Genomic DNA, 19,924 nt, shown 5'->3' with positions numbered 1-19,924 from the left:
TGAACGGCCATCTTTAACTGTGGGCAGTTACACAGAATTATTTACAGGCTCAGGCCACACGGACGTGTTCACGCCGAGTCCGCGAACCCACCCTGCACCGACAGGCCAGACGCCAAACATGCAGCAACTCCTCAACTCCCCAACTCAGCAACTCAGCAACTCAGCAACTCAGCAACTCAGCAACTCAGCAACTCATAAAAAAACTCCCCTGGCCATCAAAATGACGCTATAAGAAATAACATTGAGCGGATTGGGAAGTTTTTCACTCCTCGCTATCGATATGATGATCGCCATCCGAACGACATCTCAATCAACCGCTTACCACAGAGAGCACTCATGAAACTTCACAGCGACAGCTTTACCGACGGCCAGCTCATTCCCGGTGAATTCGCCTTTGCCGTAGCCGACAGCGAAAATCACATTCGCCTCTCCGCTAACCGTAACCCGCACCTGGCGTGGCAGGATCTCCCTGAAGGCACCCAATCCCTGGTGATTGTTTGCCACGACCCGGACGTCCCGTCCGTTGGCGATAACGTCAACCAGGAAGGTAAAGTGGTAGAGGCATCGCTGCCGCGCGTCGATTTCTACCACTGGCTGCTGCTGGATATCCCGGCATCCGTCAGCGAAATTGCAGCCGGCAGCCAGTCCGATGCGATAACTCCACGCGGCAAACCCGGCCCGACAGCGCCGAACGGCCTGCGCCACGGCGTGAATGATTACACCGCGTGGTTCGCCGGCGATAAGGAGATGAGCGGACAGTATTTCGGCTACGACGGCCCCTGCCCGCCGTGGAACGATGAGCTGATGCATCACTATGTCTTCACCGTCTACGCGCTGGCGAACAGCACCCTGAACGTTGCGGGTGAGCTGAACGGCGCTAACGTTCTGGCGGCAATCGCGGCGGCCGATGTGCTGGGCAGCGCGCAGATCACCGGGCTTTACAGCCTGAACCCGACTGTAGGCTGACGACAATGACGGTGCACCGCCCTTCCCTTGATCATCATGAGCGGTCAGCCGCACATGTGCCGGGGGCGGTGCTGCCGTTGCCCGGCGAACAGGCATGGCTGCGCGATGGCCTGTGTGGTGTGGCGCATTCACAGATGCGCACTGAGCAACGGATTTCCGAGTTCCACTTTCACAGCCCGACCCTGCTGCTGATCCTCTCCGGCACGCTGACCTTTCTGCTTCCCCACGGCCCGCGAACGCTGACGCCCGATGATGGCTTTGCACTGGTGAATCCAGGGCAGTTCATTGACCTGAACAAACAGCCTGCCGATGACGGTTCGCCTTTTCGCTCGCTGTTTATTACCGTCAGTGAAGCGACGCTCGATCGCTTTCGCCAGTTCTATCCAGCCGTCGCCAGCGCCGCTGAAAATACCGAAACCGCGCTGCGTACGACCAGGGCTTTCGACGCGCTTTTTCCCGCACTGCTTCCGCTGCTGGAAAACCTTAAGGAAAAGAACCTGAGCGATGCGCGGCTTGAGATCCGCCTGTTCGATCTGCTGCTGTGCCTGGCAGAACTGGGGCTGGCATTTTCTCCGCCGTCGCGCAGCAGTACCGGTGAACGGCTTCGCCGACTGCTGGAACAGCAGCCGGAAAGGCGCTGGACGACGAAAATTGCCGGTCACGCGCTGGCAATGAGCGAAGCCACGCTGCGGCGCAGGCTGAATGGTGAGAATATGAAGTTCGATGCGCTGCTGCGCGAGGTCCGGCTACAGCACGGAATGACCCTGCTGCAAACCACCAGCTGGCCGTTGACGCAGATTGCCGACGCCAGCGGCTATCTTTCCGCCGCGCGCTTTTCGGCACGCTTCAGAACGCGCTTCGGCATTTCGCCCGCCCGGCTGAGGTGATCTTTAAAATGGAAAAAGAAAGGGAATGAGAGTCGGGAAACAGAGGAATAAATCGGGGCTTTAACGACAATAGCCGGATGCCTTTACGGGTAAAGGCATCCGAAGATGAAAATTATTCAATCACCAGGCTATTAACGGCCAGAACGGCCTGCGCGGCTTCCGCGCCTTTCTTAACAAAGTGCTTATCGTAGAACTGCACGATTTCGTCAACCGGCTGGAAATTATGCGGGGTCAGCGAAACGGAGAACACCGGAACTTCGGTGGCCAGCTGCACGTTCATCAGGCCATCAACCACCGCCTGGGCAACGAAATCATGGCGGTAAATGCCGCCGTCAACCACCAGCGCAGCACAGACGATCGCATCATATTTGCCGGTTTTCGCCAGCTTCTGGGCCACTAACGGCATTTCAAATGCACCGGGAACGTCGAAGACGTTAATCACGGCATCAACGTTATCTTCCTGAGCGATGCGCTGACGGAAACCCTCTAATGCCTTGCTCACAATCTCTGTATGCCAGTTGGCTTTCACAAAGGCGATATTAATTTTTTTCACTGTAACTCCAAGAACGCGATGAAATGTATCAATCTTTAATGGGGAATTTTACTGGAAAGTAAGATTATTTTCACTTGGTATAACATGTTGAAAATACGAAATCCAGACGTCAAAAAAAAAGCCGCTTCCCGTCGTCTCGCAGCATTTTATAACTCCCCTGAAGCGTAACAACCGTGTTATGGCGCAATAGAAAAACAAAAAAACCGGGGGATCGTTAACGATCCCCCGGTCCGTAAGCGTATAAAAATCAGTTACTGCGATTAGCGCTTCTTACGGTTGCGGTACATATCGATAGACACCGCCGCCACGATAATCATCCCTTTAATGATGTCCTGCACGTAAGCATCAACGCCCACGAAGGTGAAGCCACTCTTAATCAGACCGAGGATCACCGCACCAATCAGCGTACCGGTGATGCGGCCCACGCCGCCCATCAGGCTGCTGCCGCCGATAACCGCTGCGGCAATCGCATCCAGTTCGTAGGACAGACCCATGCTTGACTGGCCGCTGCTGACGCGAGCCGCCAGCACCACACCCGCCAGACCGGACAGGCCACCGGCGATGGTGTAAACAATGATCAGGTACTTGTTAACGTTGATACCGGACACTTTCGCCGACACCATGTTGCCGCCGATAGCGTAAACGTATTTGCCGTAGCGAGTGTGTTTCAGAGCGATATGGAAGATGACCGCTACGACCAGGAAGATAATCACCGGCATTGCGCCCTGACCGATAGCGGTGAAGCCGTCAGACAGGAAGCTGATTGGGTTACCCTGGGTGTAGTACTGTGCCAGGCCACGGGCAGAAACCATCATACCCAGCGTGGCGATAAACGGAGGAATACCGGTTTTAGTAATCAGCACGCCGTTCAGAATACCGCACAGCAGACCGACCCCGATCCCCGCACCGATAGGGATCACCGCAGGCATATCCACCAGCGACGGGAACATCGGCGACAGGCTGTCTGAGGTTTGCGCCAGGCTGGCGGCAACCACCGCCGTAAGGGCAATCACCGAGCCGGACGAGAGGTCAATACCCGTAGTAATAATGACCTGGGTCACCCCGACGGCAATAATACCGATAATCGCCACCTGTAGAACAATCAGCACCAGGCGGTTAGGGTTCATCAGGAATGACTGGTCGCGAACATACCAACCAAAGGCTTCGAAAATCAGCGCGATACCGACCATTACCACGAAAATACCGGTATCTTTCGGCATCTTGCTTTTCAGATTACTGAAGAATGAGGGTGCTTCAGTTGACTGTTGCGTTGTCATTTTCATATCACTCATATTTTATTTACCTTACGCCCTTACTCGGACGCCAACGACAAAATGGTTTCCTGGTCAGCATCTTCTTTATTGAGGATGCCGGTAATACGACCGCCGTGCATAACCATGACCCGGTCGCTCATGCCCAGAATTTCCGGCAGTTCGGAAGAAACCATGATGATGGCAACGCCACGACTCGCCAGTTCGCTGATCAGACGGTATATTTCCGCCTTCGCACCGACGTCGATACCACGGGTAGGTTCGTCAAGGATTAGAATTTTGGGCTGGGCCAGCAGCCAGCGCGCAATAAGCACCTTCTGCTGGTTACCGCCACTCAAGTTATTGATGATCTGGTCCATTGTCGGCGTTTTGATATTCAGCTTGCGGATCTGCTCAAGGCAGTCCTTCGCCATATCGCCGTGATTAACAAAGCCCGCTTTGGCGCTGTAGTTAGTCATTTTGACGATGCTCATGTTCTCCAGTACCGACAGCACCAGGAACAGGCCGGACTTTTTACGGTCCTCGGTCAGGAATGCCAGCCCCTTATCGATCGCCGCCGCCGGCGATTCAATCGTGGTAGGCACGCCGTCAATCAGTATTTCGCCGCTGTCGATGGAGGTCATGCCGAACAGGCTCTCCATCACTTCGCTGCGTCCGGCACCCACCAGTCCCGCAACGCCGAGAATCTCGCCACGGCGTACGTTAAAGCTGACATCGTGGAACACGCCCTGACGCGTCAGATTACGCACGGTCAGGACATCTTCGCCGATGTTCGCATCAAATTTCGGGAACAGCTGGGTCAGTTCACGCCCTACCATCTGCGTAATCAGCGACTGACGCGAATAGCTCGACGTGGCATCACTGGCCACCCAGGTGCCGTCACGGAACACGCTGACTTCATCGGTAATGGCGAAGATCTCATCCATTTTATGGCTGATATAGATGATGGCTTTACCCTGCTCGCGCAGGTCGCGGATGATGGCGAACAGATGCGACACTTCGGTTTCCGTCAGTGCCGACGTCGGTTCGTCCATAATCACGATGTCCGAGTTCCAGGACACCGCTTTGGCGATTTCAACCATTTGCTGGGAGGCAATGCTCAGATCGCCAACCATCTGGTCAGGCCGCAGACGGATATTCAGTTTAACCAGCAGATCTTTGGTCAAACGATTGAGTTTTCCGTGGTCGACGAAGCCGAGTTTCATCGGCTCGCGACCCAACCAGATATTTTCGGCGACCGTCATATGCGGTACCAAATTAAGCTCCTGGTGAATCATGGAAATTCCCGAACGCAGCGCATCCAGCGTATCGGTAAACTGCACAGGCTCGCCTTTAATGCGGATTTGTCCCTCATCGGGACGGTAAATCCCGATGAGGCACTTCATTAAAGTGGACTTGCCCGCGCCATTCTCACCCATCAGAGCATGCACCGTTCCGGGTTTGACGCGCAGCGATACGTTGCTTAACGCCTTAACTCCCGGGAAAAACTTGCTGATGCCTTCGGCTTCAAGCGCATATGCGGACATTTAACACCTCCGTACAACTGTTATCGGCAACGGTTATTTCAGGTTTTTGCTGGTAAATTCTGCGTAGTTTTCTTTGGTGATCAGCTGATAAGGGATCATCACGTTCTGCTCAACTTTTTCACCTTTTGCCAGCTTAACGGCGGCCTGTACGGAGCCTTCACCCTGTCCTTTTGCATCCTGGAACACGGTGGCAACCATCTTGCCGTTCTTGATCATTTGCAGCGCATCAGGTGTACCATCCACGCCCGCGATCACGATTTTGTTCGGGTTTTTGCCCAGTGCCTGCAGGGCACCGATAGCCATTTCGTCGTTGTTGGAAGCGATAGCCTGAATATCATCGCCCGCCGTCATCCAGTTGCTGACTACGTCCACCGCGTCGTTACGGGTGAATTTCGCCGTCTGTTCCTGAATGACTTTCAGACCCGGGTATTTAGCCACTACGGTTTTCACGCCTTTGGTACGGTCGCGCGTTGCTTCGTTAGCCAGATCCCCCATCAGAATCGCCACGTTGCCTTTGTAATCCATTGCTTTAGCCAGCGCTTCCATCTGCAGACGGCCTGCCAGCTCGGAATCCGATCCGACGTAGGCCATTTTGCTGGTCAGTTCAGTCGCGGGTTTACGGTTTACGAACACCAGCGGCACGCCGGCTTTAGTGGTGAGGTCAACAATCGGTTTAACTGCGTTGGTATCAACCGGGTTAACGATGATTGCGTCAACGCCCTGGCCGATAAAGTTTTGCACCTGCTGCAGCTGCTGGGCTACGTCGCCTTTGGCATCTTCGATCTGCCCGTCGACGTTTTCTTTCTTCATTTCCTTGCTGATGGAATTGCGCACAATAGTCAGGAAGTTGTCATCAAACAGTGCCATAGAAACACCAACCTGGACTTCTTTGGCGAAACTTGTGACAGGTAACATACATACTAACAGTGACGCTAAAATTGTTTTTTTCACGTTCATGGCGGAGCCCTTATTATCGTTAGCATGCGCAGGCTGGCTGAGACGTCGAATGAAAAATTTCTTTTACATTCCTTCAACGTGACCGACGACTTTAGTAAAATGTAGGGGGTTACTATTTCGTGTATGACTATTTTCTTATTAGCACTTAATCGGAATAATTCACTACAAAACAACATCTTAAATTCAAACCACTGTTTTACTTTTCCTGTCCCCTGCCTACGTTGCCGCAGAGCAGTTTTTTTGTTTCATATTAAAGTTAATTGAAACTTTCACTAATAAAGCACCGAAACGCGTGTTTTAAAATCATCAAATAACAAAAATTTGACACACCTCTAACATCGCTCATGGAAACGCTGGAAAGTGAGATCTGGCGCAAGAGATTTGAGACTGACGGCAATTGCTTTTTTGTTACCCGAGCAAGGTCACAACCCGGCTGGGGGGCTGTAAATGAAATGTCGGGGGGGTAGCCAGGACTTTTCGCTGCGGTGGTGGGGGGATCCACGGTATTGAGCGGCTGTCGGGTGAATTGTTCAGATTGCTTGTTTGTCGCTTCGGTGATGTGGGTCGTGTCCCAGTATTGAGCGGCTACCGGGCGGTCCTCGCGCCGCTTCGCGGTCCCTTCGGCTCCGGCATCCGGCCGGGCGGACCGGCGGAAACGCAACGTCCCTGTTGCGATTCCACCTGACGACGACGTCCTGTCGCCGTCTCCTGGCCAGATGCCTGCACCTCAGCGCTGCGGATTGCCCTTTAGCCGCTCAATACCGTGCCACCCTCTTCTTTCTTACTCGCTGTTTTTAAAGCAGTTCAGATGATGAAATCCATCTGCAATGCCACACATTCTGAGAAAACGACGCTAACAAATAGAAATGCCGCCGCAGGAGACGCAGAGCACTGTCAATGACGTAGTCTGCTATTCAATACCGAGACCAGGATCTTATCATTCACAGGCAACTCCAATGATGAAAGCCCAGACGGGTGAATCCCACGCAGGAGCATCCGCAGCGCTGAACGTAGAGAGGAAGCCAGGATTCGCCTGCATGGACGCAGGCGAAAGGTACAGCCGCGCAGGACGCGCGTCTGTGCCGGTCCGGCTGGCTGACGAACGCAGTGAAGGCACCGCGCAGCGGCGCGAGGACCCGCTCCGGAGGGGGATTCACCCGTCTGCGCTGGCACATCAGGCAACACAGTTAATAAGGCACAGACGTGTGAATCCTACGCAGGACGCGCGTCTGTACCGGTCCGGCTGGCTGACGAACGGAGTGAAGGCAACGCGCAGCGGCGCGAGGACCCGCTCCGGAGAGGGATTCACCCGTCTGCGCAGTCCCTCGTTTCCAGCAAACAACGCCAAACAAATGCAAAAGCCGCCACGGTACTACCCGCAGCGGCTTGAAGATCTAACGATGACTGGTATAACAATTAACGACTCAGTGAAGCCGCCTTCTCCAGGGTCATCCCCTTAGTTTCCGGCGCCAACCAGATAGAAGCCAACAGACCGATAATGGATACTACCGCGGCTGCATACATCGTATGCCCAATACCCAGCGTCGCCAGAGAGTAAGGCACCAGCCAGGTCCCGGCAGCAGATCCAATACGCGACAGTGAAGACCCCATGCCAACGGCGAATGCACGAACCTCAGTCGGGAACAGCTCATTCGGATACACCAGTTCCAACACCTGCGCCCCGCCGATGAACACCGCGTAGGCACCAAACAGAGCCAGTACCAGCATTTCAGAACCGTGTGAAGCCGCCCCCAGTCCCAGCAGGGCCAGGCTTGACCACAGGAAACTGTGAATAATCAGCTTGCGGCGGCCCATCGTATCAATCAGTCGGGTAGCGATAATACAGCCCACTACGAACAGCAGCGTGATAATCACCGAGCCCATCGAGGCCCACTCGCCCTTCAGGTTCAGCGCCTGCAGTACCACCGGAGCGAACGAGTAGACCGCAAACATCGGCACCACCGCCGCACTCCAGAACACCGCCACGAACAGCATACGTTTGCCGTAGCCTGCATTTAACAATGTACGGATAGACACTTTTTGCTCTTCCGACTCTTTCGGCAGATTAGCTAGCGAGAAAGTCGCGCCGTACACTTTTTTGATGATCTGTTCGGCTTCCGCCAGGCGGCCTTTGCTGACCAGCCAGCGCGGAGATTCCGGCGTACCCAGACGAATCAGGAACAATGCCACACCCAGTACCGCCGGGCTGGCCAGCACGTAACGCCAGGCGTCATCACCGCCGTGAGCCAGAATCGCATTACCGACAATGTAAGCCAGTGCCGCACCGGCAAACCACAGGATCGTCAGCCCCGCCAGGCGCGGACCGCGATTTTTCTGCGGCAGGAATTCGGTTAGCAACGATCCGGCCACCGGATATTCCAGCCCCACCCCCACGCCTATCAGGAAGCGCAGGAAGAACAACATCACCCCGGATTCCGTCCAGAACGTGCCAATCGAACCCAGAATAAACAGAATCGGCCCGACGAAGAACAGGCGCTGCCTGCCAACTTTATCGGTCAGCCAGCCGCCAAGGAATCCGCTAAAGAAGGTGCCGAACATCGCCGATGCCGCAACCAGTCCCTGCCAGAAGGAGTCCAGATGCAGGTATCCCGAAAACTGCACAATCGCTACGCCGATAATGCTCAGCACATAGCCATCAAGGATCCATCCTCCCCCGGCGCGGACGGTCATCAACTGGTGAAAACCATTTAAGGGTACATCCTCAATAGATATATTATTCTTATTCATGACAGTGAATCTCCTGTAAGGATTCATATTTTGCAGGTACAGAAATTCGCTCTGAATCAGATCGATAATTCAGAAATTTCGTTAATTTAATTTTTATAACGTCATGTAAGTCTTGATATCGGTTATCTTTTTCTCTTCGGTAAACCTTACCCGTTCATTGTTTATCGGCTCCTGTTATTTTTTTCGCGTTATCGCGAAATTAAATTCACCTGAAGAACACATCCTTTTTATTTAACCATTCTCCCCGTTATTGCTGAGCCTCAGTGCTGGAAGATGGCCCGCGCCAGTGAGGCTATCGAGGGGAAAAGTGCTGTTAACTCCAGGTTAAATTCATGTTGAAACTATACCCCCCGACTGCACACTGTAAATACGCTCACGGTGGGCATTATTCAGGAATGTGATCGCCATCTGAAAACAAAACAGAATATTATAACCTAAAAATAATATTTTAATTATATGATTTTAAACGAATTAATAAAAATCATTGGTATTTTCATACTACTAATGCGTATTTTCTTTGTCTTTTTTATGTATGCAAAAAAAATCCACATATTGCCTGCCCGTGAACTTGTTGGCAGATTGTTAGCAAATGGAGTGAACCTGTCCCAGTCGAACCGTATTTTTCCGGCTTCGGCGGACTGCGGGATCTCATCAAATACCCGCTCAGCGTTAAGTCAACGCTGCCCGGATACCTGACCTGGAGAATATATGATTAATTTTGATGGTATTTATACCCCTGCCGTTACCCCCTACGCTGCTGACGGTTCGATTGATTTCGCCCGTTTTGATGAAGTGCTGGAGTCATTAATTGCCGGTGGCGTACACGGCATTATTATTGGCGGTTCGACCGGTGAATATTACGCGCAGACGGTGGAAGAGCGCCTGGCGCTGGCCGAGCGCGCACGCCAGGTCACGGCTAACCGCCTGCCGCTGGTGATTGGCACCGGTGCGATCCGTACCGAAGATGCCGTGGCCTTTGCCAAACACGCCCGCGAAATTAAAGCCGACGCCATTCTGGTCACCTCGCCGCCGTATGCGCTGCCGACCGAACTGGAAAACGCCCACCACGCGCTGACCGTCGACAAAGCCGCGCAGCTGCCGATCATGCTCTACAACTACCCGGGCCGTATGGGTATCAGCATGGGTGAAACCTATTTCACCGAGGTCAGCAAATCGAAAAATGTGGTGGCGATTAAAGAAAGCTCCGGCGATCTGAACAGCCTGCATCTGCTGGCTATTAAGTTCCCGAACATCGCCCTCTCCTGCGGCTGGGATGATCTGGCACTGGAGTTCTTTGCCTGGGGCGCACGCAGCTGGGTCTGTGCCGGTTCCAACTTTATTCCACAGGAACACGTGGCCCTGTATCAGGCCTGCGTAGTGGAAAAAGATTTCAATAAGGGCCGCAAAATTATGGCGGCGATGATGCCACTGATGAACTACCTCGACGGCGGGAAATTCGTACAGGCGATTAAACACGGTGTGGATCTGACCGGGTTGAGCACCGGACCGGCTCGCGCACCGCTGCTGGGGCTGACAGAAGAAGAGCAGGCAGAGCTGAAAGCGGTGATTGCCGGCGTGAAGCAGAATGTCGCTGCGGCGATTGCTGGCTGACAGAACCGGTTGATCCGTTAATCCCCTCTGTACCGCATATAAACGGGAGTATACCCAAGTGCAAAAAATAACCTCTCTGCCCGCCGACGATGCGCTTCCGGGGTGGTATCACACCAGTAAACCGCGCACGCCGCGCCCGGCTCACGTCGGGCAAACGCAGACCCGCTGGGCAATTGTGGGCGCAGGCCTGACCGGGCTTGCCGCCGCTCGCCAGATGGCGCTGAACTTCCCGGACGACGAGATCGTACTGATTGAAGCGCAGGAAGTCGGCTTTGGTCCCGCCGGGCGTAACGCGGGCTTCGCTATCGATGTACCGCATGACATTGGTGCAAAGGACTACATCGGCGATATTACTACCGCAAAACGCGTGCTGAAGCTTAATACGCTTGGCCAGGACTATCTGCGCGACATCGTGAAAACTCACGGTATTGAGTGCCAGATGAGCGATTCCGGTAAATATCAGGCGGCGGTAAGCGGAGCGGGTATTGCCGTTCTGGAGGCTTATCGCAGCGGTCTGGAGAAGATTGGCCGCGAAACGCAGATGATAGACGAGCGCGATCTGCCGGATCACATCGGCATTTCATACTATAAGAAGGCGCTGTTTATTCCCGGTACTGTGCTAGTGCAGCCTTCGGCACTGGTGAAAGGCCTGGCGGACAGTCTGCCATCCAACGTCACGCTGTATGAGAACACGCCGATTACCTCTATCGACTACGGCGATAAAGTCACGTTGATGCACGATAACGGCACTATCACCGCCGATAAACTGATTTTGGCCAACAATGCGTTTGCCTCAGATTTTGGTTTCCTGAAGCGCACGCTGCTGCCCACCTTCCTGTATGGCAGTCTGACGCGCCCGCTGAATGAAGAAGAGCAGGCGCGGCTGGGCGGCAAGCCGGTATGGGGCGTGATCCCTGCGCATCCGTTCGGCAGTACGATTCGCCGTACCGTTGACCACCGTATTCTGGTGCGTAACAGCTTCAGCTTTAACCCCAACGGTCGCCCGCGCGAGCATCTGCTAAAACGCTATATTGAAAATCACCGTCGTTCCTTTGAACGGCGCTTCCCGATGCTGTCCGGTGTGAATCTGGAATATTCATGGAGCGGTGCAATCTGCCTGTCGGAAAACCATGAAGGCTTCTTCGGCCAGCTGGCGCCGAATGTTTACGGCGCGCTGTGCTGTAACGGTCTGGGGATCACCCGCGGTACGGCAACCGGGAAGCTGCTGGCGGATATGATCGCCGGTGAACGCAACGAGCTGATTGACTTCCTGTTGGCATCACCGGGCCCGAATAAGACGCCGCCGGAACCATTCCTGTCAATTGGGGTGAATTCGGTCTTTAAGTGGGGGCAGTTCAGGGCCAGTCTGGAAGTGTAGTCCTCTGCGGTTGTGCCGGGCCTGCGCGATCCCCTCATTTCACGCGGGTTATAGCGCATTACCGCTCACGATGTGTCTGTATCAGGGTCAGCCTTTCAGGCTGGCCCTTTTGCGTTCCGCCCTCATATTCCCTGACGCCAGTAGCGCTGCGGCGTCTCCCCGAGAGTTTTGCGGAACATGGCGTTAAAGGTGCTGCCGTTAACGTAGCCCAGCTGGCGGGCGGTATTCTCTACCGAATGGCCCTGCGCCATCAACCCGACCGATTTCAGCAACAGTAGCTGCTGCCGCCACTGGCTGAAGGTCAGCCCGGTATCATGGCGAAACAGCCGCGACAGCGTACGCGTGGAGGCGCCCACGGCCGTCCCCAGCCCCTCAATCCCGGCATCTGACTGCGGATCCTGCATCAGCCGCTGGGCCACCTGCTTCAGGCGGCGCTCGCGCGGCAGCGGCAGGAACGGCACCGTCGCCACGGCCCCCTGTGCCAGCTCCAGCCGCAGCAGATGCTCCATCAGCCAGACCGCTTCACCGGGCTTCGCTTCGCTTTGAGTATGGCGGATCAGCGCGGCCAGCAGCTCATGTGCCAGCGGGCTGGCCATCAGCGGCACAAACTCAGCGATATGGCGGCTTTCAGCACAGTAATAGTTGCAGGTGGTCACCTGCCCCTGAGCGTGCGTGCGGTGCGGCTGTCCGGCGGGTATCCACAGCGCGCGGCCGGGCGGCAGCGTCCAGATACCATCGGCGGTGTGGATCTGTAATGCGCCCTCGCTGGCGTAGGTCAGCTGCGCTTTATCGTGCGAGTGCCACTCTTCACATTCGTCATGCCGGTAATGCCAGGAGGCGAAATGTGACGGCGCGGCGCGCTTCTGCCATGCAGCCAGACTAAAGCTTTCCGTAAACTGTGGCGCACAAGGCGAACTGGCCATTCACTGCTCTCCTGCCGGCAATCAGAGGGCGGCCGAAACCACCGGATTAATCAAGTACCCAGCCGCGGCGACAACTTTCGTCCGATTTGCTGGGTATTCCGCAATCACCCATCAAAGGCGACAGCGGCAGACTTCTCTTTTAAAGAAAAATAATTATCATTCTCTTTGCCAACATTCAAGGGAACCGCGCAGTTTGGTCAGGATCGACTCCGGCATAGTAAGACATAATAAACTTATAAATCAGTAAATTATTCCATTTTAAGCAGACAGTGAGCAGTACAGATCCCCCTTTCAGAGGCTATAACAACAATGAGTAAGGCTTCATCAGTTAATGCGCCAGTCTGTGCCGGAATGGCCGTTTATCAAAAACGTTTCCCACTGGCTAAAATCAGCCTGATTCAGGCCGGGATCCTCGCACTGCTCGCGCAGAGCGCTCTTGCCACTGCTGCGGATAAAACCACCACAGCCCAGACCGACGCCAGCGATCGGCAGGATCAGACTCTGCTGGTGACCGCTACCGCCTCCGCCACGGACAAAATTGCCCAGCCGGAGCCGTATCCGGGCGGCCAGGTTGCCTCCGGCGGCCAGTTGGGCATGCTGGGTAATAAAGACCTGCTGGATACGCCGTTTTCGCAGACCAGCTATACCGCGCAGCAGATCGAGAACACCCCGGCACCGACGGTGATGCAGCTGATCGCCGATTTAAACCCGTCCGCCCGGGTCGAATGGTCCAGCCTCGGCAGCTCCGCCAGCCAGATTAACGTGCGTGGTTTTAACGTCCAGTCGCAGGATGTGGGCTTTAATGGCCTGTACGGCATGCTGCCGATCAGCAGCATCTCGCCGGATATTGCCGACCGCATCGAATTTCTGGAGGGGCCGAGCGCCTTCCTGAACGGCATGCCTCCCGGAGGTTCAGTCGGCGGTGCGGTGAATATCGTACCGAAGCGAGCCACCGACGCGCCGATCACCCGCCTGACCACCACCTACACCAGCAAGAGCCAGGTGGGTGCCAAAGTGGATATCGGCCGCCGCTTCGGCGATGAAAACCAGTTTGGCGTGCGGTTTAACGGCGCATGGTCGGAAGGGAATACCCCGGTCGACAACAATAAGAAGCATCTGGGGCTGGCGAGTATCGGGCTGGATTACCGTGGCGATCGCGCCCGCGTCTCGCTGGATGCCGGTTATCAGGATACGCTGACGCGCGGCGTGGTGCCTTACTTCTACATCCCCAGCGGCATCACCATTCCGCAGGCGCCGAAAAGTACTAACAATATCAGCCCGTCATGGACCCGCTTCGGCAATAAAGACACCTTCGGCGCACTGCGCGGCGAATACGATCTGACCGATAACGTCACCGTTCATGCCGCCGTGGGCGGGGATATCAATCACCAGAGCGATATCGAGATTGGTCAGCCGATGCTGCTGAATGACAGCGGCGATATCTCCACCACGCCGTGGATCAGCCCGGGTAAAACCAAAACCGGCTCAGCGGAAGTCGGTATCGCGGCAAAATTCACCACCGGCCCGGTTGACCACCAGATCAATGCGCAGGCCACCACGCTGCACCGCACCGTTTGGGGCGGCGGGGCCACCGTCGGCGACGAGGTCACCAACAATATTTATAACCCGAACTGGACCGACGAACCGGATTTCCCTACGCCGGCGCTGCCGAAACAGAGTACCGCCCGGCTTTCAGGCCTGGCGCTGGGCGATACCCTCTCCATTCTTGACGATCGGGTACAGCTGACCGCCGGAGGCCGCCTGCAGCAGGTTGAGCAAAGCGACTATGACACCACCAACGGTGGCATCAGCGACAGCTACAGCAAAAATGCCCTCAGCCCTTCCGTCGCCCTGCTGGTGAAGCCGTGGCAGAATATTTCGCTGTATACCAGCTATATTCAGGGCCTGCGCCAGGGCAGCACCGTCGGTACCGGCTACGCTAACGCCGGTCATGTTTTCGCGCCGTATAAAACCAAGCAGGTTGAAGCCGGGGTGAAAGCCGACTGGGGCTACTTCGGCACCACGCTGAGCGTCTACCAGCTGACCCAGCCGTCCACCACCACCGACAGCACCACCAATACGGTGAACGAGAACGGCGAACAGCGTAACCGCGGCGTGTCGCTGCAAACCTTCGGTGAGCCGGTTGACGGCCTGCGCCTGCTCGGCGGCGTCAGCTATATTAATGCGGTGCTGACTAAAACCCAGGACGGGGCCAATGATGGTAAAACCGCCTCCGGTACGCCAAAGTGGCAGGGCAATACGGGCGTGGAATGGGATCTGCCGTGGCTGCAGGGGCTGACACTGACCGGACGGGCGATTTATACCGGCAAGCAGTTCTTCGATACCGATACGCCGCGCCGCACGCTGCCCTCCTGGACGCGGTTTGATGCCGGGCTGCGCTATCTGTTAACCGGAGTGATGGCCAAACCGGTGACCCTGCGGATGGATGTGGTTAACCTGGCGAACCGCAACTACTGGGCCAGCGCCTGCTGCGACAGCTACGTGATGTCCGGGGAACCGCGCACCGTAACGCTTTCCGCAACCGTTGATTTCTAACCCAAACCTGCCCGCCCTGCGGCGGGCCTGTTGAGTAGCGAAGATGCAGCGCCGTCAACTGCTTAAATACACTGCCCTGCTGCTGCTCACCGGCCTGCCGCAGCGGGGGTTCAGCGCGCGCTATCCTCAGCGCATCGCCACCCCCGATCGCGGCGGCACCCAGACGCTGCTGGCGCTGGGTGTGCTGCCGACGGTGAGCGTCGGCAGCGATTTTTACAACGAAATGGGCACCACGCCGTTTCTGCCCGCCGGTATCCCGGATGCCGGTGACCCTTCCGAACCCAATCTGGAACTGCTGAAGCATTACCAGGTTGAGCTGATCGTGACCGTGACCATCAGCCCGATTATTCAGCGCCAGCTGCAGCGGGTGGCCCCCGTGATCGCCCTCGATATTTACCGCGACAGCGGCGATGCCTTCGCCCAGGCCTGCGCCGAGACGCGGCGGCTGGCCGCACGCATTGGCCGACCGGATGCGGCCGAACGCTATATTCAGGACCTGAACAACCATATCGCCGCCGCCGCGCATAACCTGCGCGCGGTGCGCCAGCGCAAGGTGATGGTGGCCGGACTGTCGTCCGATGGCCGCCATATGACCGTCTACGGCAGGAAGAGCATTATGTCCGGGGTGCTGGCGCAGATGGGCTTTGAAGATGGCTGGCAGGGCAGCACCAATAACTTCGGCTTTACCAACGCCGGGATTGAGAGCCTGGCCAGCTATGACGATATCACCCTGCTGGTGATGGATTACGGGGAAGACACCCGTGCGGCGCGCCGCGTGCTGCATGCCAGCCCGCTTTGGCGGCTGCTGCCGGTGGTAAAACAGCGAAGGGTGCTGATGATCCCACGTTTCGAGATCTTCGGCGGACTGCCGCTGGCGGCGGAGTTCACCGACAAACTGCAGGATGCCCTGCTAAGACCGGTTTACCTGTGACCCTGGCCACCCTGACCGCTGAACGCCAGCGCCATCCTGCCGCGCTGGTCTGCGGCCTGCTGCTGGCCGCCCTGCTGTTTGCAGTACCGCAGTGGCTGCAGTCGTTACCGCTGAACCAGCTGGCCGCCGCAGCCTTTTCGCCGTCGCCGGAGAACATCAGCCAGCTGCTGTTCCACTATTCCACCCTGCCGCGCTTCTGTATGGCGCTGCTGGCCGGAATGGGCTTTTCACTGGCCGGGCTGCTATTCCAGCAGACCCTGCGCAACCCGCTGGCCGATCCCACCACCTTTGGCGTTTCCGCCGAGGCACAGCTGATGCTGACCGTGGCCGCCGTCTGGCTGCCCTCGCTGCTGCGGCTGGGCCAGGAGATGCTGGCCAGCCTTGGCGGTTTACTGGCGGCGCTGCTGATTGTCATGCAGGCGCGGCGGCAGAGCACCACGCCGCAGTCGCTGACCCTCTCCGGGCTGATGCTGACGCTGTATGCCGGCTGCCTGGCCAGCGTGATCGGTCTACTTTCCGGCAGCGATTTGCAGGGGATTTTTATCTGGAGCAGCGGCGCGCTGGAGCAGAATAGCTGGCACGGGGTGCGCTTCCTGCTGCCGCGCCTGCTGATCGCCCTGCTGCTGGCGGTGATGCTGCTGCGGGCGATGAACACCTTCGCGCTGCATGATACCGCCGCCCGTAGCCTGGGCGTGCCGGTACAACGGGTGCGGATGCTGGCATTGCTGCTGGGAACGCTGCTGTGCGCCTCGGTGATGAGCGTGACCGGGATCATCGGTTTTATCGGCATGGCTGCCCCGGTGCTGGTGCGGCTGGGCGGCGCACGGCGGCTTGCCCAGCAGCTGCTGTGGACGCCGCTGATGGGCGGTGCCCTGCTTTTGCTGACCGACCAGCTGGCACAGTGGCTGGCCCGCTGGGGTTTCGGGGTGCCGACCGGCACGCTGACCGCGCTGCTTGGCGCGCCGCTGCTGATCTGGCTGATCCCCCGACTGAAGCAGCACAGCCTGCCGAAAGCCAGCGCGGCCGGTGCCGGGGTGCGCCGCGCGGCCGCGCCACGGGTGCTGTGGCCAATGGCCGTGGCAGTCACGTCGCTGCTGCTGCTGGCGCTGTGTTTTGGCCGCGTTCCCGACGGCTGGGCGTTCAGTTGGGGAACGCCGCTGGATGCGCTGCTCTCCCTGCGCGGTCCACGGGTGCTGGGCGCAGCCTGCGCCGGGGCAATGCTAGGCGTGGCCGGGGTGCTGGTGCAGCGGTTAACCGCTAACCCGATGAGCAGCCCGGAGCTGCTGGGCATCTCCTCAGGTGCCTCGCTGGGGGTGATGCTGACGCTGCTGGTCGCTACTGCGGCCACCTCCGGACTGCTGCTGGCCGGGGCCGGTCTGGGCGCGCTGCTGGCACTGGTCGCCATGCTGCTCACCGGCCGCCGCGCCGCGTTCAGCGCCGATAAGCTGCTGCTGACCGGGATTGGCCTGAGCACGGTAATCAATGCCGTTACCGCATTAATGATGACCACTATCACCCCGCAGACCATGGTGCTACAGGACTGGCTGGCCGGATCGACCTACCGCATTCTGCCCGGCCAGGCCGTGGCGCTGACCGGCCTGGCGCTGGTGCTGACCGTCGTGGCGCTGCTGCACGGTCGCTGGTTGCTGCTGCTGTCGCTGGGCGATGACGTTGCGCGTGGCCAGGGCGTGCCACTGAATCGGGCGCGCGGCGCGATAGTGATCCTGACCGCCCTGCTCACCGCCGCCGCTACGCTGCTGGTGGGTCCGCTGACCTTTGCCGGGCTGATGGCGCCGCACCTGGCGCGAATGAGCGGCCTTCAGCGCCCCGTCGGACAGATGCTCGGCGCGGCGCTGGGCGGTGCGGGCATTATGCTGCTGGCCGACTGGCTCGGTCGTAACCTGATTTATCCGCAGCAGCTGCCCGCCGGGCTGCTGGCGACATTTATCGGTGCCCCCTGGTATCTGTTGTTAATGAGAAGAAAACCATGAATTCCGCTTCCCGCCGCTTTCCACTGACCCGGGTCACCCTGGGCCTGATCCGCCCGTTCTGGCTGACGCTGCTGTTTGCCACCGCCGTCGGAATACTCAGCGGTTTCGCCACTACCGCCCTGCTGGGGCAGATCAATCACTCGTTGCAGGACGGGGAACTGTCGCTGTCGTTCTGGGCCGCCTTTGCACTGCTGCTGGTGGGCGGCACCTGCGGCCAGTCGCTGGCGGGCTGCATTAATAGTCACCTGGGGCAGCGGATGATTGCCGGGATGCGCAAGGAGCTTTCCGCACGGATACTGCAGGCACCGATTGGGGCTATCGAACAGTTTCGCCCGCACCGGATGCTGGCGGTGCTGAATGACGATGTGGATACCGTCAGCGCCTTCACCTACAACTTTGCCAGCTACATTATCAACTTCTCGATTGCGCTGGCGGGACTGCTCTATCTGCTGTATCTCTCGCCGCTGATTTTTGCCATTTCGCTGCTGTTTCTGCTGGGCGGCATGCTGCTGACCGGGCGATCGCGCCGCGGCTGGATCGCCGATTACCAGCAGGTGCGCCACGCGCAGGACAGCCTGCAGAAGCAGTACCTGGCAATTATCCAGGGGGCGAAGGAACTGCGGCTGGATCGGGGCCGCCGGGCGGCGGTGTATCACCGGGGTCTGAGCCGCGACGTTGATGCTATCGCCCGGCTGAAAGGCCGGGCGATGACCCGCATGTGGATAATTGACGGGGTGGCCTCGGCGCTGTTCTTTATCGCTATTGCGCTGATGCTGGTGGGTAAGCCCTGGCTGAATGCCGGGCAGCTGACCATCGGCGCGGCGGTGATTGTGCTGCTGTATATCAAATCGCCGTTCGACCAGCTGGCAGGCGGGCTGGCGATTGCCGACCAGGCGCGCATTGCCCTGCGGCGGCTGGCCGAACTGGCCGACAGCTTTCAGACCCCGGAACCGGATATCCTGCTGGACAACCCCGCCCCGGCCGATGCGCTGCCGCTGCACAGCCTGACGTTGCAGCAGCTGAGCTGGCGCTATGAGGGCGGACAGCCGTTCGCCATCGGACCGCTGGACCTGACGCTGCGCCCCGGCCAGATCACGTTTATCACCGGCGATAACGGCTCGGGCAAAACCACGCTAATCAAACTGCTGCTGGGGCTGTACGTGCCGCAGCAGGGTGCGGTGTTGCTTAACGGCCAGCCGGTTACCGACGCGCAGCGCGACGACTACCGCCAGCTGTTCAGCACGGTATTCAGCGACTATTTTCTGTTTGACGAGCTGCTGCATCCCGAAATAAGCACCGGGCAGCTGGCACCGCTGCTGACAAAACTCCAGTTAAACGGCAAAGTTGCCGTGGAAAACCAGCGCTTCACCACCACCGAACTTTCCACCGGGCAGCGCAAACGGCTGGCGCTACTGCACGCCTGGCTGGACGACCGCCCGGCGATTATCTTTGACGAATGGGCAGCCGACCAGGACCCCACCTTCCGCCAGCGCTTTTATACCGAATTTCTGCCCGAGCTGAAGGCTCAAAACAAGCTGGTGGTGGCGATCTCCCACGATGACCGCTATTTTTCCGTGGCAGACCAGCTGATCACCCTGCGCAACGGGGAAATCGTGACGCAATAAC

General features: G+C 57.6%; 15 protein-coding genes. 9 read left to right on the top strand and 6 right to left on the bottom strand.

The genetic code is table 11. From position 1 onward, the window contains the following. The 3 genes from IBT46_RS27490 to IBT46_RS25335 all read left to right on the top strand — a co-directional run. Positions 1-232: hypothetical protein (locus tag IBT46_RS27490; RefSeq protein WP_234480294.1), on the top strand; the 232-nt coding region annotated here is incomplete at its 5' end. 104 nt (positions 233-336) lie between these two features. Continuing rightward, the gene (locus IBT46_RS25340) at positions 337-966 is read left to right on the top strand and encodes a YbhB/YbcL family Raf kinase inhibitor-like protein (protein WP_200547917.1); all 630 of its coding nucleotides are present in this window, start codon (positions 337-339) and stop codon (positions 964-966) included. 5 nt (positions 967-971) lie between these two features. Beyond that, positions 972-1,853: a helix-turn-helix transcriptional regulator gene (locus tag IBT46_RS25335; RefSeq protein ID WP_200547916.1), complete on the top strand. Its 882-nt coding sequence runs from the start codon at positions 972-974 to the stop codon at positions 1,851-1,853. A 112-nt stretch (positions 1,854-1,965) separates the two neighbouring features. Here the strand turns inward: IBT46_RS25335 and IBT46_RS25330 are convergent, their stop codons facing one another. The 5 genes from IBT46_RS25330 to IBT46_RS25310 all read right to left on the bottom strand — a co-directional run bounded on the left by IBT46_RS25330 (position 1,966) and on the right by IBT46_RS25310 (position 8,908). Next, on the bottom strand, positions 1,966-2,406 hold the full coding sequence (locus IBT46_RS25330) for a 6,7-dimethyl-8-ribityllumazine synthase (protein ID WP_105592610.1): 441 nt from the start codon (positions 2,404-2,406) through the stop codon (positions 1,966-1,968). A gap of 260 nt (positions 2,407-2,666) precedes the next feature. Then, positions 2,667-3,689, bottom strand: a complete 1,023-nt coding sequence (locus IBT46_RS25325; RefSeq protein ID WP_172606588.1) for an ABC transporter permease — start codon at positions 3,687-3,689, stop codon at positions 2,667-2,669. Between the two features lie 29 nt (positions 3,690-3,718). Next, the gene (locus tag IBT46_RS25320; protein ID WP_105592612.1) at positions 3,719-5,203 is read right to left on the bottom strand and encodes a sugar ABC transporter ATP-binding protein; all 1,485 of its coding nucleotides are present in this window, start codon (positions 5,201-5,203) and stop codon (positions 3,719-3,721) included. Between the two features lie 33 nt (positions 5,204-5,236). Beyond that, positions 5,237-6,160 carry a sugar ABC transporter substrate-binding protein gene (locus IBT46_RS25315; protein WP_105592613.1) on the bottom strand — a complete coding sequence of 308 codons (924 nt, stop codon included), beginning with the start codon at positions 6,158-6,160 and terminating at the stop codon, positions 5,237-5,239. Positions 6,161-7,576: 1,416 nt separating this feature from the next. Next, on the bottom strand, positions 7,577-8,908 hold the full coding sequence (locus tag IBT46_RS25310; RefSeq protein WP_200547915.1) for an MFS transporter: 1,332 nt from the start codon (positions 8,906-8,908) through the stop codon (positions 7,577-7,579). Between the two features lie 708 nt (positions 8,909-9,616). On the opposite strand from IBT46_RS25310, the gene IBT46_RS25305 reads away from it, so the two are divergent. Both IBT46_RS25305 and IBT46_RS25300 read left to right on the top strand, forming a co-directional pair. Beyond that, positions 9,617-10,519, top strand: coding sequence for a dihydrodipicolinate synthase family protein (locus tag IBT46_RS25305; protein ID WP_200547914.1), 903 nt, complete (start codon positions 9,617-9,619; stop codon positions 10,517-10,519). Between the two features lie 58 nt (positions 10,520-10,577). Further along, a complete protein-coding gene (locus IBT46_RS25300; RefSeq protein WP_200547913.1) occupies positions 10,578-11,897 on the top strand; it encodes an FAD-binding oxidoreductase in 1,320 nt (439 codons plus the stop codon). 122 nt (positions 11,898-12,019) lie between these two features. On the opposite strand, the gene IBT46_RS25295 is transcribed toward IBT46_RS25300, so the two are convergent. Further along, on the bottom strand, positions 12,020-12,820 hold the full coding sequence (locus IBT46_RS25295; protein WP_200547912.1) for a helix-turn-helix transcriptional regulator: 801 nt from the start codon (positions 12,818-12,820) through the stop codon (positions 12,020-12,022). Positions 12,821-13,129: 309 nt separating this feature from the next. Between IBT46_RS25295 and IBT46_RS25290 the strand changes: the two genes are divergently transcribed. The 4 genes from IBT46_RS25290 to IBT46_RS25275 are packed head-to-tail and all read left to right on the top strand — an operon-like array spanning position 13,130 to position 19,923. After that, positions 13,130-15,376 carry a TonB-dependent siderophore receptor gene (locus tag IBT46_RS25290; RefSeq protein WP_200547911.1) on the top strand — a complete coding sequence of 749 codons (2,247 nt, stop codon included), beginning with the start codon at positions 13,130-13,132 and terminating at the stop codon, positions 15,374-15,376. A 43-nt stretch (positions 15,377-15,419) separates the two neighbouring features. Continuing rightward, positions 15,420-16,307, top strand: a complete 888-nt coding sequence (locus IBT46_RS25285) for an ABC transporter substrate-binding protein (RefSeq protein ID WP_200547910.1) — start codon at positions 15,420-15,422, stop codon at positions 16,305-16,307. Next, entirely contained in the window at positions 16,304-18,298 is a 1,995-nt protein-coding gene (gene fhuB / locus IBT46_RS25280) for a Fe(3+)-hydroxamate ABC transporter permease FhuB (protein WP_200547909.1), read from the top strand. Before IBT46_RS25285 ends, fhuB begins: the two co-directional genes overlap by 4 nt. Further along, complete coding sequence (locus IBT46_RS25275) at positions 18,295-19,923, top strand: cyclic peptide export ABC transporter (protein ID WP_200547908.1); 1,629 nt, start codon at positions 18,295-18,297, stop codon at positions 19,921-19,923. The genes fhuB and IBT46_RS25275 overlap by 4 nt, the downstream gene beginning before the upstream one ends. Position 19,924 lies beyond the last annotated feature (1 nt).

The organism is Erwinia sp. S38 (assembly GCF_016624545.1).
GTDB lineage: Bacteria > Pseudomonadota > Gammaproteobacteria > Enterobacterales > Enterobacteriaceae > Erwinia > Erwinia coffeiphila.
The sequence above is the reverse complement of the archived record's forward strand: the minus strand, read 5'-3'. Positions and strand labels throughout refer to the sequence as shown.